This is a genomic window from Achromobacter sp. (assembly GCF_049647645.1).
Classification (GTDB): domain Bacteria; phylum Pseudomonadota; class Gammaproteobacteria; order Burkholderiales; family Burkholderiaceae_B; genus Achromobacter.
This window is the reverse complement of record NZ_JBARYB010000042.1, coordinates 1-13,716: the sequence shown is the minus strand read 5'-3', so window position 1 is coordinate 13,716 and position 13,716 is coordinate 1. Positions and strand designations below refer to the sequence as shown.

The following is a 13,716-nucleotide window of genomic DNA, read 5'->3' as shown; positions in this document are numbered from 1 at the left end:
GCCTTGACGCCGGTGGTGGCGCGCGACGACAACGCGCGGGCGCGCTTGTCGCGCGCCGGCAGCCTGCGGGCGCTGGCGCGCTGGCAAAGCCTGTCCGAAGGCGCGGCGCCTCTGGTCTGCGGCACCGTACAGCTGGAGCGCGACGAAGGCCGGTCCGCGGCGTTGGCCGGCACCCTGGAGACCTTGGCCTTTCCCGAGCACTGGGTGCGCCAGGTCAACCGCGACGAAGCCAGCGCCCTGGCCGGCCTGCCGCTGGCGCGGGGCGGCGTGTACTTCGGGCAGGGCATGCTGCTGCGGCCCGACAGACTGATAGAAAGTCTGCTGGCGACGGACGGCGTGACGCTCCTGCCCGGCAAGGTGGCCAGGGTCGGCAGGGCTGGCACGGGCTGGAGCGTGCGCAATGCGGCCGGCGCCGAGCTGGCACGCGCCGATATCGTCATCCTGGCCAACGCGTTCGGCGCCCGCGCCGTGCTGGCCGATAGCGGCCTGCTGGATCCCTTGCCGCGCCTGGCCCAGATGCATGCGCTGGCAGGCGAGGTAACGCTGGTGCCCGCACAGGCGCTGCGCGGCGGTCCGCGTTGCATCGTCGGCGGCGAGGGCTATCTGCTGCCCGACGTGGGTGCCGGCTGCGTGGCTGGCAGCACCTACGTGCATGGCGCGACCGAGGCGCGGATCGGCGGCGAAGGCCAACGCGTCACCCTGGACAAGGCCGCTGGCCTGCTGGGGGGAAGCTTTCCGGATTTCGATTCCCTGGAGCCCGGCAGCCTGCCGGGCTGGGCCGGCTGGCGCGCCGTGCTGCCGGGGCGTCTGCCGGCGGTAGGCGAACTGCCGCAAGCTCCGGGTCTGTGGCTGGCCGTCGGTTACGCATCGCGCGGCCTTTCATGGTCGGCGCTGATGGGCGACCTGATCGCCGCGCGCCTGGCCGGCGAACCGTCGCCCCTGGAAACAGATCTGGCACAACTTATTTCGCCACGATGAAAAAAAGCCGGGAAGGGGCGCTGGGGGTATGCCGCAGGTGGCGTAGAATGGCAGGAATTGCCAGGATTTGGCGCCAAATTGGCCTGAGTTGGCCTCGAACTTGGCATTTTGGCGGCTCGAAGGCTTCCCTGCCTGCGGGGCGCTGCCCGAAGGCTTTAGACCCCTTTTGTGGATGAGTTCACAGTCCAAAAGAGGGACCGAGTTTATTTCAAAGCCCAAATCCGTCAAAATAGCGTCTTTTGATGGTTTTTGGCTTAAGCCGGGGGATGCTCTGTGCCGCCCAAGTTCGACTTTGCCCACACTACCCAGCTCGAAAATGTCGAGCTGTTGACGTCCCGCCCCAGTCGCATCGATTTCGACGCGGGCGATGGGTTGCACCTGGTAGTCGAGGCGCATGCGCCTGGTGTTTTTCGCTTGCGCTGCGGCGAGGCGAATCACCTTACCGATGACAAGCCCGGCGCGCGCGCTCGCGCCGTGGCAGAAATGTTGCTCGCCCGCCAGGAGGCCGTGGGCGAAGCCGCTATCGCTCCGCGCGACGACGGGGAGGGCTGGCGCATCACCCAGGGTGACGTCTCCCTGGAAATCCTCTCCAACCCGGTGCGTGTCGTGATCTACCGCAACGACGAGCGGGTGTTCGAGTCCGAGGTATCCGCGCATACGCCCGCATTCGGGCACAACGCGCTGGATCAGGCCGACGACGCCGTCTGGACGGCGGGCTTCACGCTGCAGTCCGACGAGCGCGTGTACGGCCTGGGCGAAACCCCGGGCGACCTGAACCGTCGCGAAGAATCCGTGGTTTCCGACGATCCCGAGCACCGCGCCCTGCCTTTGGCATGGAGCCCGCGCGGCTGGGGCGTCTACGTCAACACGATGCGTCGCGTAGAGCATTCTGTGGGCGTGGCGCCTGCGGATTCCGCCTACGTGCTGACCGTGGACGACGTCGTGCTGGACGTGTTCCTGTTCGCCGGCGAACCCGGTGAAATCCTCAATCAGTACACCGCCCTGACCGGCCGCGCCGGCCAACCCTCGCTGTGGGCGATGGGGGCATGGCTGCAGCAGGCTCCGGGCGAGATGCCCACGGACACCGTGGCGCTGGTAGCCCGCATGCGCGAAAACCAGATCCCGGTGGATGCCGTGACGCTGGCGCAGCCGGCAGCCTGGGGCTTCCAGTCGGACAAGACGGTTTTCGAATGGGATGCCCAGCGCTTCCCTGACGCCAAGCAGATGCTGGCGCTGTTCCACAAGCACCATGTGCACGTCGCCGCTACCGGCTTCCCTGGCGTGCTGAAGACCAGCCCGTTGTTCGAGGAGCTCGAAGACCGCGGCTGGCTGCTGGCCAAGGACGATGGTTCGGCACAGGTGTTCGACGGCAACGCCGCTACCTCGGGGCAGCCCTATGGCTTGCTGGACCTGACTTACCGCGACATCTACAACCTGTGGGTGGAGCGCCACCGCCAACTGGTCGAAGACGGCTTGGACGCGCCCGCGTGCGACGCCCAGATCGCCATCCCTGACGGCGTCACCGCCCGCAACGGCGAAACCGGCTCCGCGCTGCGCAGCATGTATCCGCTGCTGGTGCGCCGTGCGTTGTTCGATGCGGTTGCCGGCCTGAAGGTCCCGCCGGAAGGCGTGGTGCCCAGCTCCGACCTGTTCCCCGCCGCCCAGCGCCTGCCATGGCAGGTCGGGCCGCAGGCTGAAAACACCTGGGAAGGGCTGCGCCACACCTTGCGCACCGCCTTGTCGATCGGCGCCAGCGGCTTGCCCGTCCAGGTGCACGGCATCGGCTCGGCCGCGCGCGACCGCGCCAGCATGACGCCGGAACTGTATCTGCGCTGGCTGACCGCCGGCGTGTTCTCGTCGAACTTCGCCTTCCAGGGCGTGGACGGCCTGATGCCTTGGGACTTCGGCGAAGAAACGCTGGCGCATGCCAAGACCTGGATGCAGTGGCGTTACCGTCTGGTGCCCTATGTGCTCGGAGCTATCGAGGATTCGGCGCGCACCGGCCTGCCGGTGCAGCGTTCCATGGCCATGTCGTTCCCGAACGATCCGCTCGCGCATGACTGGGACTTGCAGTACCTGCTGGGTCCGGCCCTGCTGGTGGCGCCCGTCACGGAACCCGGCAAACAGGTACGCGTGTACCTGCCCAAGGGCGAAGCCTGGTGGGACCTGAACACGGGGCACCGCTACGAAGGCGGCACCACCTGGACCATAGATTGCGAACTGGGCCAGTTCCCGGTGTTCGGCCGCGAAGGGCACATGCTCTGTCTGGGGCCGGCCGCGCAGCATACGGGCGAGTTCAATTCGGCCCGTATCCTGGACGAGGTCTGGATGTTCGGCATGCCGGTGCATAACCCGGTCGTCATGCGCAACAAGATCCGCGTGATGCAGATGCAGGGCTCCAGCTACATCAAGGGGCTGGAAGGCCTGCGCATTTCTCCGTCCGAGGGCCTGGAGGTCAAGCGCCGCGGCGCGGAAGTCCGCATCTCGCGCGCACGCTGAAAAACCGGCTGCGGCCGGTTCGGCAAAAAACTGGGCAGTCAGGAAGGCTTTCCTTCCTGACTGCCCTTTCCGCGTTATGGCATGTGCTCCAAAGGGACGCAACAGGCGCGGGTACGAGCTTTTATATTACTTGTAGTTATTAAAAATGAAAGAATCAGTCGTTCTCTGTAGAAGAGAAAAGATACAAAATCGCTTGCCATGATTCAGATCGAGAACCTATCCAAGACCTACGCCACGCCGCATGGAGAATTCCAGGCGCTGCGCGGCATCAACCTGCACATCCAGCAGGGCGAGGTCTTCGGCATCATCGGCCCCAGCGGGGCCGGCAAAAGCACGCTGGTCCAGTGCATCAACCTGCTGGAGCGGCCCAATGAAGGCTCGATCGCCATCGGCGGCCAGTCCCTGACCGGCTTGAACGAAGCGCAACTGCGGGAGCAGCGCCGCCGTATCGGCATGGTGTTCCAGGGCTTCAACCTGCTGTCGCGCCGTACGGTGTACGGCAACGTTGCGCTGCCGCTGGAAATCGCCGGCGTGGCCAAGGCCGAGATTCCGGCTCGCGTCGAGCGCTTGCTGGCGCTGGTGGGCCTGGAGCATCTGCGCGATCGCTATCCCAGCCAGATCAGCGGCGGCCAGAAGCAGCGCGTCGGCATCGCGCGCGCCCTGGCCAACAACCCGGACGTGCTGCTCAGCGACGAAGCCACGTCCGCGCTGGATCCGGAAACCACGCACAACATCCTGGCCTTGCTGCGCGACATCAACCGCAAGACCGGCGTGACCGTGGTCATGATCACGCACCAGATGGAAGTCGTGCGCGAGGTCTGCGACCGCGTGGCCGTGCTGTCGCAGGGCGAAGTGGTCGAAATGGGCAGCACGCGCGAAGTGTTCGCGCAGCCGCGCCACGAAGTGACCCGCGCCATGGTGTCGGCCGCCACCGCGTCCGACCTGACCGACGCCACGCTGGCGGCGGTCAAGGAGCGCATCCAGGCGCTCGTGGCCGCCAAGCCGGGCCAGGCGGTGCGCCTGCTGCGGCTGTCGCTGACCGGTACCGACGCGTCGGGTTCCTTCCTGTCCGACCTGTACAAACAGTTTTCCCTGGACGTGGGCCTGGTCCAGGCGCGCGTGGAAGACATCCAGGGCGTGGCGGTCGGCACGATGTTCGTGCTGGCCCAAGGCGCGCCCGCTTCGGTCAAGGACGCGATTGCCGCGCTGGCCGCCCGTGACATTACCGTTGAAGAAATAGCTCATGAGTCCGCAACTGATCGACCTGCTTATTACGTCGCTGCTTGATACCCTGCTGATGGTGGGTGTGGCCAGCGCCATCGCGGTGGTGATCGGCATTCCGCTGGGCGTGATCCTGACGGTGACTGCCCGCGGCAACATGCTCGAGAATCACTCGGTCAACCACGTGCTGGGTGCGGTGATCAACGCTACGCGTTCCGTGCCGTTCGTCATCCTGATGGTCGCGATCATTCCGTTCACGCGCCTGGTGGCCCAGACCTCCATCGGTACCACCGCCGCCATCGTGCCCTTGTCGGTCGCCGCGATTCCGTTCATGGCCCGCATCGCCGAAAACGCCATGCGTGAAGTCGACCCAGGCCTGATCACCGCCGCCCGCGCCATGGGCGCATCGCCGATGCAGATCATCATGAAGGTGCTGCTGCCCGAGTCCTTGCCCGGCCTCATCGCCGCCACCGTCGTTACGGTCGTCAGCCTGATCGGCTACTCGGCCATGGCCGGGGCCATCGGCGGCGGCGGTCTGGGCGACCTGGCCATCCGTTACGGCTACCAGCGCTTTCAATCTGACGTGATGGCTGCCGTGGTCATCGTGCTGATCGTTCTGGTCCAGGTGATCCAGAGCCTGGGCGACCGTTACGTACGCCGCATCTCGCATCGCTGATCCTGCCGGCGCCGCATCAATTTCTCCTCACTTCCGACATTCGGGATATCGCAACATGAGCATCAAGGTTTTGAAGTCGCTGGCCGCGTTCGCACTCGGCACCGCCGTTTTCGCCCAGCCCGCGCTGGCCCAGGACAAGCCGCTGAAGATCGGCGTGACCGCCGGCCCGCACGCCCAGATCTTTGATGTGGTGAAGCAGGAAGCCGCCAAGCAGGGCCTGAACATCCAGGTCATCGAGTTCACCGACTACGTGCAACCCAACGTGGCGCTGTCCGCCGGCGATCTCGACGCCAACAGCTACCAGCACCAGCCCTACCTGGACAACGCTAACGCCGACCGTGGCTACAAGCTGGTCAGCATCGCCAAGACGGTGATTTTCCCCATCGGCATCTACAGCAAGAAGATCAAGTCGCTGTCCGAGCTGAAGGAAGGCGCGCGCATCGCGCTGCCGAACGATCCGACCAATGGCGGCCGCGCCCTGTTGCTGCTGCAGGCCAACGGACTGATCAAGCTGCGTCCCGACGTCGGCCTGAAGGCGACCCCGATCGACGTGGTCGAGAACCCCAAGAAGCTGCGCTTCATCGAACTGGACGCCGCCCAACTGCCGCGCTCGCTGGACGACACCGACGCCTCGGCCGTGAACACCAACTTCGCGCTGGAAGCGGGCCTGAATCCGGCCAAGGACGCCATCGCCCAGGAATCGCCCGACTCGCCTTACGCCAACGTGCTGGTCGTGCGTGAAAAGGACAAGGACCGTCCCGAGTTCGCCAAGCTGATCAGCGTCTACCACAGCCCGGCCGTGAAGCAGTTCATCGAGACCAAGTACAAGGGCGCCGTGGTGGCCGCCTGGTAAGCCCAGCGTCGCCTGCCCATGAACGGCCGCCGCGAGCGGCCGTTTTCATTGCAGGCGTGGCGTCTGGCCCAGGCTGTTGCTTCGAATTTTGACAAACGGCGCCAAATCGGCCATAATTTCTGGCTTCGGTCGGGTTGTTAGCTCAGTCGGTAGAGCAGCGGACTTTTAATCCGTTGGTCGCGAGTTCGAGTCTCGCACAACCCACCACCCCAATTCCTGCAGTAGGCAGCAGTGCTGCCCAAGCATCGCTGTACCAATGAAAACGCCGCTATTTCTAGCGGCGTTTTTTGTTGGCGCTCCGCTTGTCGGCCCAGTAGAAGTCGGGCCGGCGGAACGTGTCGCGGCTGGCCGTTACCGCGCCCCTTTTACGCGGACGCCGCGAACGCGATAAGGGCCGGCTCAGGCATGGACACGGGTCGTGAGGTTACGGAAGATGCCGTTTTGAACACTTCGACCGCATGCAGCAGATCCCGCGCCTGTTCCGCCATCGACAGCGCCGCCGCCGCGGACTCCTCGACCAACGCGGCGTTCTGCTGCGTCACGGAGTCCAATTGGGCGATGGCGACGTTGACCTGTTCTATGCCGATGGCCTGTTCGCGCGAGGCATTCGCGATCTCTCCCGTTATCGTCTTCATGCGCATGACGGATGTGACGACCTCGTCCATGTCCTGGCCTGCCCGCACGGCGAGATTCCTGCCGGTCTGGACCACGGACGTGGAGGTCTCGATCAGATCCTTGATTTCCCTTGCGGAGGTGGCGCTGCGTTGAGCCAGCGCACGGACTTCGCCGGCCACCACGGCGAAGCCCCGGCCCTGGTCCCCGGCCCTTGCGGCTTCCACTGCGGCGTTCAGCGCAAGTATGTTCGTCTGGAAGGCAATGCTCTCGATCAGCGAAACGATCTGGCCGACCTTTTCGGAATTGGCGGAAATCTCTGTCATGGCCGCCAGCATCTCGGACACGACGCCGCCCGCTTTTTCCGCGGCCCTGGCCCCTTCGGAGGCCAGTTCGTCGCCGCTTGCTGCATTGTCTTGATTGAGGCGCACGGTGGACGTCAGCTGTTCGATGCTGGCAGCGGTCTCTTCCAGTGAGGCAGCCTGCTCTTCGGTGCGGTACGACAGGTCGGCGTTGCCTTGGGCAATCTGACCCGCCGCCGTTGAGATGGAAGAGGCGGAAGACTTGATCGCATCGACGATTCTGGAAAGACGCGATCGCATGGTTTCCAGACCGTGCATCAGGCTGTGGTCATAGCGGCGGTCGAGTTGCAGCCGGCTGCTCAGATCGCCATCGGCGATGTTTATTGCCAGAAGCTGCGCATCGCCGGGGTCGCCGCCCAATTGACGCAAGATGCTGCGCGCCGTGAGACAGGCGGCGAGTACGCCAAGCAACAGCGCGATCATGACGGTTGTTCCCACAGCCCACTGCAACTGGCTTGCGAGGCTGCGGGTATCTGCCGCGCGCGCGTCATTGATCCGCGTTTCAAGCGCGGCGAGTGTAGACAGGGTTTCCTGGAGCACGCGCTGCTTGGGACGCAATTCATCTTCCAACAGGTGCTGAGCGTTCTGTCGGTCACCATTCAAACCTTCTTCCTGCACGCGAACGAACAGTGAGCGCATGTCCTGTTGTGCGACTCCCGCGGTGGCGAACAGACGTGATTCTTCACTGGTGGTATTGGATCGGCTCGAGAACATGCCGCCCAGCCGATCCCGCGATTCGTTGTAGAGCTTTTCCGCTTCATTCGCCCGCAGCACTTCGGCCTGCAGCACTTTCGGATCTGTGAGGAGCAGGACGTTGCGGATCGCGATGGCTTGTTCCTGGACCTGGTAGCGCATATCGATAGCCAGGCGCCGCTGTTCATTGTTGATCGCGGTGATCTGGTAGACATCCTGCTCCAACGCCCGGATGCCGAACGTGCCAAGCACGCCAGATACCAGCAGCGCCACCATGATCACTGCAAAGCCCATGGCGAGGCGGGTACGCATCTTCAGGTTTGAAGGTTTCATTTTTTCTTCGCTTTCAAAATGGAATTACTGAATTCGGCTTACTCCGTCCGGACTATACGGAGGCGTCGCGCGCAGAAAAAGACAGAAATTTTTTTCCACCGAGTACTTTTTTCTATCTCGTGGAAGACCGTTTATCGGTGGGCGTGCCGCGCTCGTGCAGCTTTGAGAAAGCGCTCAGGCGTCGTCGGATTGCGTAATGACGCAGTTGCGGCCAGAGGCTTTGGCGCGGTAGAGCAGTTCGTCCGCTTGCTTCATCAGGGCGTCGATATCGTGGATTTCATCTGCCGGGGCGCAGACCACGCCAAAACTGCTGGTGATCGATGCTATGGTCCTGCCGTCCAGCGGCACCGCCAGGCGTTCGATGCGTCGGCGCATGCTCTGCGCCATTGCGCTCGCTTGCGCCGCGCTGGGGACCGTGCACAGCACCGCGAATTCCTCGCCGCCGATGCGCGCCACGATGTCTGAGCGGCGCCACGTCTGGTGGCATGCCTGCGCCACGGCCACCAGCACGTTGTCGCCGCCGGCGTGGCCGTAGGAATCGTTGATCCGCTTGAAATGATCGATGTCAAAGACGATCAGCGTCAGCATCTGCCCTGGCTCATCCAGGCTGGCGCACAAGGCTTCGGCTCGGGCGTGAAACGCGCGGCGGTTGAGCAATCCGGTGAGGAAGTCTGTTTCCGCCAATGCCGCCAGATCGGCGATGAGCCGTTCGCGCTCATGCTCCGTGCGGGACTTGGCGATGGCGTTGTCCTTCAGTTTCTGAATGGCATCGAACAGGCCGCGCACTTCCTTGCGATGCCCCGCGGCAGAGATCGGCGCGGGGGCGTCGTCGTTGAGGGAGTTGATGATCTCGGTGGCCACGACGAATGGACGTATCAGACGCCAGCGGAATTTGGTGAATCCCCAGGTGGCGGCCAGCAGCAACACAATGGCGACTGTCGTGGTTGTGACCAGCTCCGTCAGCGCGTTGAGGCGTTGGCGTTCCAGCAATATCCCCAACACGTTCAGCACTTCATCGCGGAAGTCGAGAATGGATTGCATCAGTGGAACATAACGCTCCTGCATTCCCGCCTGGGAAGTCGGCGAGTCGGCAGCTGGATGCGGCGTGTGGCGCAGCGCCGCGATGTACTCCAGGCCCGCGCCAAAGTACTCATGCTGAACCCGTGGATACGCGCGGGTTTCAAGGTCCGTATGGGTGGAAAGCTGTACTTCCAGCAGTGCGCGCAATTGGGCGACCCGGCCCAATTGCTGCTCGACGCGCTGCGTCTCCACATTGCTGAGAGGGCGACGTTGAACCTGTGCAGGCATGAAAGCGGAGCCCAGCAGGCCGGCTTGTTCGCGCAGGCCGGCTGCAAGCATGGCGATGGTCATGAGACCGGGGCTTTCCACTTCATGGCGGATTACAACGGCTGAGTTGTCGAGCGCGGTTTCTTCCAGCGCGGGGATGAGCCCGGCCATGATCACGACGACGTTGTTCAGTTCCTGAGCACTGATCGGCGCATGTCGTCTGGCGATGAGCAGATCGGCCGTGGCGCGGTGTTGGGCCAGGGCTCGCGCGATCTGCTGTATGGTGGACCGGGCATCCCGGCAGTCGTCGCAATTGCGGGTCCGGTGCAGCTCTAGCAGCCTGGCGATTCTGCTGTCGCTGTCGTTGCGCGCGAGCTGCAATTCCTGCTGCCTGGCCTCGGATACGGGCAGGCCTTCTATCAGGGCCGCATTCATCGACCCGCGCTCCATCAGGACGGCAGCCATCGCGTCCAGCGTCCCCTGGACGACGCACAGGCTCGACCTTGCATCGCGCGCCGCCGCATGGGCGCGCCAGCTATGGGTGAGTTGGATGCCGATCAGCGCGCTGACCGGGATCAGCACGCCGATGACGTATGCCACCGTGTAGCGATTCAGGGATTTCAAAAGAACAGTGCAGACGAAGAGATTTCAACAGCCGGAGGCGCTGCGCAGCGTACGCCTTATTCTTTTGCTCCGAGCGCGTCCTGCAATATCACCTTGTTCAGCGCCAGGATGGCGATCAAGCGTTCAAGGCGATTGCACTCGCTTTCGAGCCTGCTCAACAGCTTCAGCTCGTAGGACGCCAGCCCGTCGTAATGCACTTTCCAAGCGTGGAAAGCGGCTTCGCTCACACCCATGCGCGTGCATATGTCGGATATCGGCGTGCCCAGCGTTGCCTGCTTCAGTGCGTGCCTGATCTGTTCTTCCGTAAAGCCCGACCGGTCCATGTGATGCACCTCCGTGTCTTGAGATGAAGCCAACATCTTCCGGGCCGCGAGGACGGGAAGCACTGGCGCAATCCTTTCGGTTTTCTGTATCAAGCTGCCTGCAGGCCGCGCAGCGCCTGCAGCACCGCCACCCGGGTCTGCCCCAGCACCATCCCATGCCAGTTCGCTTCGTTGCAATAGAACGCGTCCAGCGTGGTTTGCAGGATGCTCCGCCGCAACTCTTGGGAGGCCTCGGGATGCGCCTGCAGCCAGTTCCGGCCGCATAGCGCATGCACCATCGCGTCGAAACGCATGGCCCCGAACACGATGGCCATGGAGGTAGGCAAGGACAATGGGCAGGCTTGATAAATCAGATCGGCGAGCTGGCCGGAGACGTCTACCGACACCGAGTTTCCTTGGTAGGGGACGGTGATGTCGCTGCCCCACCATTGGCGCGCGCGCGAGACTTCGGCATCGTCGCGGCGGCCGGCGTAGAGCTTTTCGCCATGGCCGCGAGGTCCCCACCCGGTATGCACGTCGATCCAGCCGATATGGGTGCGCGTGCGCGCATGCTCGTGCAGGATGCGGCGCAGGTTCAGCAACGATGCCGCCGGGCGGTCGCCGCCGTAGAACAGGCCGTCGGCGTGCGTGTACTGGCCGCGCGAGACAGCCTGTGCGAAAGCGGACTGGCCGTGTTCGGCGATGTACTGGGCGATCAGTTGCTGGTTGGATGGCGTGGGAGGCCATTCCTCGGGCAGCAGCAGGTCGTGTATCCGCGCGTAGTCCGGGTTCATGGGCAGCGGCCGCCCATCAAAGGGCAGTCCGTTGCGGTTGAGGTCTATATTGCATTCGTCGGTGCGCGCGATCCACGAATAGCCGTAAGGATTGACCGCGTGCACCAGCAGCAAGGCCACGCCGGCCTCGCGTGCCCGGCTTATCATGACGCTATCGTCCAGCAGCGCCAGTTGGCAGCCCGAACCGCAGAATCCTTCCACTCCCAAGACCGCGGAGGTCATGATGAGAAGACGGTCGGCGTCGGGATCGCCGATGTAGGCGACGTCCGTGGCCAGCGCTTCGCCTTCGCTGCCAGCGTGGTCGATGCCATAGGAGTGGAACGAGTCGGCGAGCGGCCTGGCTGCAAGCGCAAAGCGCTCGCGTGCCTGGGCGTAGCTGCGGGAGAAGTAACTGGCGCCGGTTTGCATCAAGCCTCCTGTAGGCCGGAAAGTGCTTGCAGTACGGCGACGCGGCTCTGGCCCAGAATCATGCCGTGCCAATCGGCGGCGTTGCAGTAGAACGCTTGCAGCGTGGCATTCAGAATGGCGTCGCGCTTGGCATCGTCGGCCTCTGGATGCGCAAGCAGCCAGTTGCGGCCGCGTAGCGCTTCGATCATGGCTACAAAGGGCACGGTGCCGAATTCCAGCGCCATCGGCGTGTGCTGGGCGTCCGGGCAGGTCTGGTAGATCAGGCCTGCCAACTGGCCGGTGATGTCCGCGGATGCTGAGCTGCCTTCGTAGGGAACCGCGATATCGCTGCCCCACCATTGGCGCGCGCGCGCGACCGCGGCTGCGTCGCGGCGCCCCGCGTATATTTTTTCGCCATGCCCGCGCGGCCCCAGGCCCGTATGCACATCGATCCAGCCGATATGCTTGCTGCGGCTGCCGTGCTGCTGCAGGATATGGCGCAGATTCAGCAACGATGCCGTAAGGTGCGTTCCACCATAGAACAGCCCGTCGGCGTGCGTGTACTGCCCGCGGGTCACGACCTGCGCAAAAGCCTCCCGGCCATGCTCGGCGATATAGGCATTGATCTGTGCGGCGTTCGCAGGCGTGGCTGGCCATTCCGCGGGCAGCAGCAGGTCATGTATTCCTGCGTATCCGGGGTTCTGGGGCAGGGGGCGTCCGTCGAAGGACTGGTCGTTGCGGTTCAGGTCGACATTGTCTTCGTTCGTGCGCGCCAGCCAGGAAAACCCATAGGGGTTGATGGCGTGCACGAGCAGCAAGGCTACGCCGGCCCTGCGGGCACGCTCGAGCATGGCGGCATCGTCCAGCAGGGCGAGTTGACAGCCTGAGCCGCAGAAGCCCTCCACGCCGTGCGTGGCTGAGGTCATGACCAACAGCCGTTCCGCGTCTGTCGGGCCGATCAGCGCGACATCGGTCGCCAGGGCTTCGCCGTGGCGGCCGGCGGGTTCGATGACATAGGATTGAAACTGCGTGGCTAGCGGTTTGGCCGCCAGCACGAAACGATGGCGCGCTTCTTCGTAGCTGCGGGAAAAGTAGCTGGAACCGTGCTGCATTTAGGCCTCCTGGCCGTCGATGTCGTCATGGGTGCGGTCGTCAATCCAGAACAGCACCACCGTGGAAAGGGCTATGGCCACCATCAGGAACCACGCCGGCGCCATGGCGTTTCCGGTCACGTGCAGCAGCCAGGTCACGAAGAATTGTGCGAAGCCGCCGAACACGGATATGCCCAATCCATACACGACCGACATGCCGGTGGTGCGCACGGCCTTGGGGAAAAGTTCGGGAAGCATCGTGAATGCCGGCGCTGACTGCAGTGCCACCAGTAGCGCGAACAGGGCGACGAGCAGCATCAGCCGTTCAGTGCTGGGGGCCGCCATCAGCCATTGGAAGCAGGGGAGCAGGACGATCAGTGTTGCAAGACGCGACCAGAAGATCACGCGCTTGCGGCCGTAGCGGTCGGCCAGCATGCCGACGAACGGAGCAATCAGGAAGCCGACCGCGCCGAACACGACACTGGCTGACAGCGTGGACGTGGCCGGCAAACCCAGTTCCCGGTTGGCATACGCCGGCATGTAGAAGCTGAGGATCTGCGTGCTTACCATGCCGCCGATCAACAGCAGGATGCCCTTGAGTATGGTGACTTTGTACTCGGCAAAGATGCGGCGCAACGGCTGGTGGGGGGCGGTACGACTCGTGGCCGCAAGCTGTGGTTGGCCGGGTTTCGGGGGCGGGCTTGTCAGTGTTTCTTCAAGGTTGCGGCGGATGTAGGCGCCCACGGGCACGGTCAGGATGCCGATCACAAACGGCACGCGCCAGCCCCAGGCCTGCATCTGCTCCGTGGTCAATCCCAAGGTCAGCAGTGTTACTACCAGGGCTCCCAGCATTACGCCTAGCGACTGGCTGCCGAACTGCCAGCTGGAATAGAAGCCACGCTTGCCTCGCGGCGCGTGTTCGACCAGCAGGGTGGTCGAGGCTCCGACCTCGCCGCCGGCGGCGAAGCCCTGGATCAGGCGGGCCAGCACCATCATGACCGGGC

General features: G+C 64.0%; 11 protein-coding genes and 1 tRNA gene. 6 read left to right on the top strand and 6 right to left on the bottom strand.

The window, feature by feature from the left end:
* The 6 genes from WBB14_RS04075 to WBB14_RS04050 all read left to right on the top strand — a co-directional run.
* Positions 1–978, top strand: a 978-nt coding sequence (locus WBB14_RS04075) for an FAD-dependent oxidoreductase (protein ID WP_424238685.1), incomplete at its 5' end; no start/stop codon positions are given.
* Positions 979–1,251: 273 nt separating this feature from the next.
* The gene (locus WBB14_RS04070) at positions 1,252–3,477 is read left to right on the top strand and encodes a glycoside hydrolase family 31 protein (RefSeq protein WP_424238684.1); all 2,226 of its coding nucleotides are present in this window, start codon (positions 1,252–1,254) and stop codon (positions 3,475–3,477) included.
* A gap of 198 nt (positions 3,478–3,675) precedes the next feature.
* Entirely contained in the window at positions 3,676–4,764 is a 1,089-nt protein-coding gene (locus WBB14_RS04065; protein WP_424238683.1) for a methionine ABC transporter ATP-binding protein, read from the top strand.
* Positions 4,721–5,374 carry a methionine ABC transporter permease gene (locus WBB14_RS04060; protein ID WP_173144009.1) on the top strand — a complete coding sequence of 218 codons (654 nt, stop codon included), beginning with the start codon at positions 4,721–4,723 and terminating at the stop codon, positions 5,372–5,374. The genes WBB14_RS04065 and WBB14_RS04060 overlap by 44 nt, the downstream gene beginning before the upstream one ends.
* A gap of 55 nt (positions 5,375–5,429) precedes the next feature.
* Positions 5,430–6,227 (top strand): MetQ/NlpA family ABC transporter substrate-binding protein, encoded by a 798-nt coding sequence (locus WBB14_RS04055; RefSeq protein ID WP_424238682.1) that lies wholly within the window; start codon positions 5,430–5,432, stop codon positions 6,225–6,227.
* Positions 6,228–6,358: 131 nt separating this feature from the next.
* A tRNA-Lys gene (locus WBB14_RS04050) sits at positions 6,359–6,434 on the top strand.
* Between the two features lie 158 nt (positions 6,435–6,592).
* Here the strand turns inward: WBB14_RS04050 and WBB14_RS04045 are convergent.
* The 6 genes from WBB14_RS04045 to WBB14_RS04020 all read right to left on the bottom strand — a co-directional run.
* Positions 6,593–8,227, bottom strand: a complete 1,635-nt coding sequence (locus tag WBB14_RS04045; protein ID WP_424238681.1) for a methyl-accepting chemotaxis protein — start codon at positions 8,225–8,227, stop codon at positions 6,593–6,595.
* A gap of 174 nt (positions 8,228–8,401) precedes the next feature.
* Entirely contained in the window at positions 8,402–10,096 is a 1,695-nt protein-coding gene (locus WBB14_RS04040; protein ID WP_424238680.1) for a diguanylate cyclase domain-containing protein, read from the bottom strand.
* A gap of 98 nt (positions 10,097–10,194) precedes the next feature.
* Positions 10,195–10,524 (bottom strand): transposase, encoded by a 330-nt coding sequence (locus tag WBB14_RS04035; RefSeq protein WP_424238679.1) that lies wholly within the window; start codon positions 10,522–10,524, stop codon positions 10,195–10,197.
* Positions 10,525–10,550: 26 nt separating this feature from the next.
* Positions 10,551–11,642, bottom strand: a complete 1,092-nt coding sequence (locus tag WBB14_RS04030) for a M14 family metallopeptidase (RefSeq protein WP_424238678.1) — start codon at positions 11,640–11,642, stop codon at positions 10,551–10,553.
* On the bottom strand, positions 11,642–12,733 hold the full coding sequence (locus tag WBB14_RS04025; RefSeq protein WP_424238677.1) for a M14 family metallopeptidase: 1,092 nt from the start codon (positions 12,731–12,733) through the stop codon (positions 11,642–11,644). Before WBB14_RS04025 ends, WBB14_RS04030 begins: the two co-directional genes overlap by 1 nt.
* The coding region (locus tag WBB14_RS04020) for an MFS transporter (protein ID WP_424238676.1) at positions 12,734–13,716 on the bottom strand (983 nt) is incomplete at its 5' end.

Bases quoted from the DNA above. Each gene is read 5' to 3' on its own strand.
- WBB14_RS04055 (WP_424238682.1), top strand. From the start codon at position 5,430: ATGAGCATCAAGGTTTTGAAGTCGCTGGCCGCGTTCGCACTCGGCACC.
- WBB14_RS04060 (WP_173144009.1), top strand. From the start codon at position 4,721: ATGAGTCCGCAACTGATCGACCTGCTTATTACGTCGCTGCTTGATACC.
- WBB14_RS04030 (WP_424238678.1), bottom strand. From the start codon at position 11,642: ATGCAAACCGGCGCCAGTTACTTCTCCCGCAGCTACGCCCAGGCACGC.
- WBB14_RS04045 (WP_424238681.1), bottom strand. From the start codon at position 8,227: ATGAAACCTTCAAACCTGAAGATGCGTACCCGCCTCGCCATGGGCTTT.
- WBB14_RS04065 (WP_424238683.1), top strand. From the start codon at position 3,676: ATGATTCAGATCGAGAACCTATCCAAGACCTACGCCACGCCGCATGGA.
- WBB14_RS04025 (WP_424238677.1), bottom strand. From the start codon at position 12,733: ATGCAGCACGGTTCCAGCTACTTTTCCCGCAGCTACGAAGAAGCGCGC.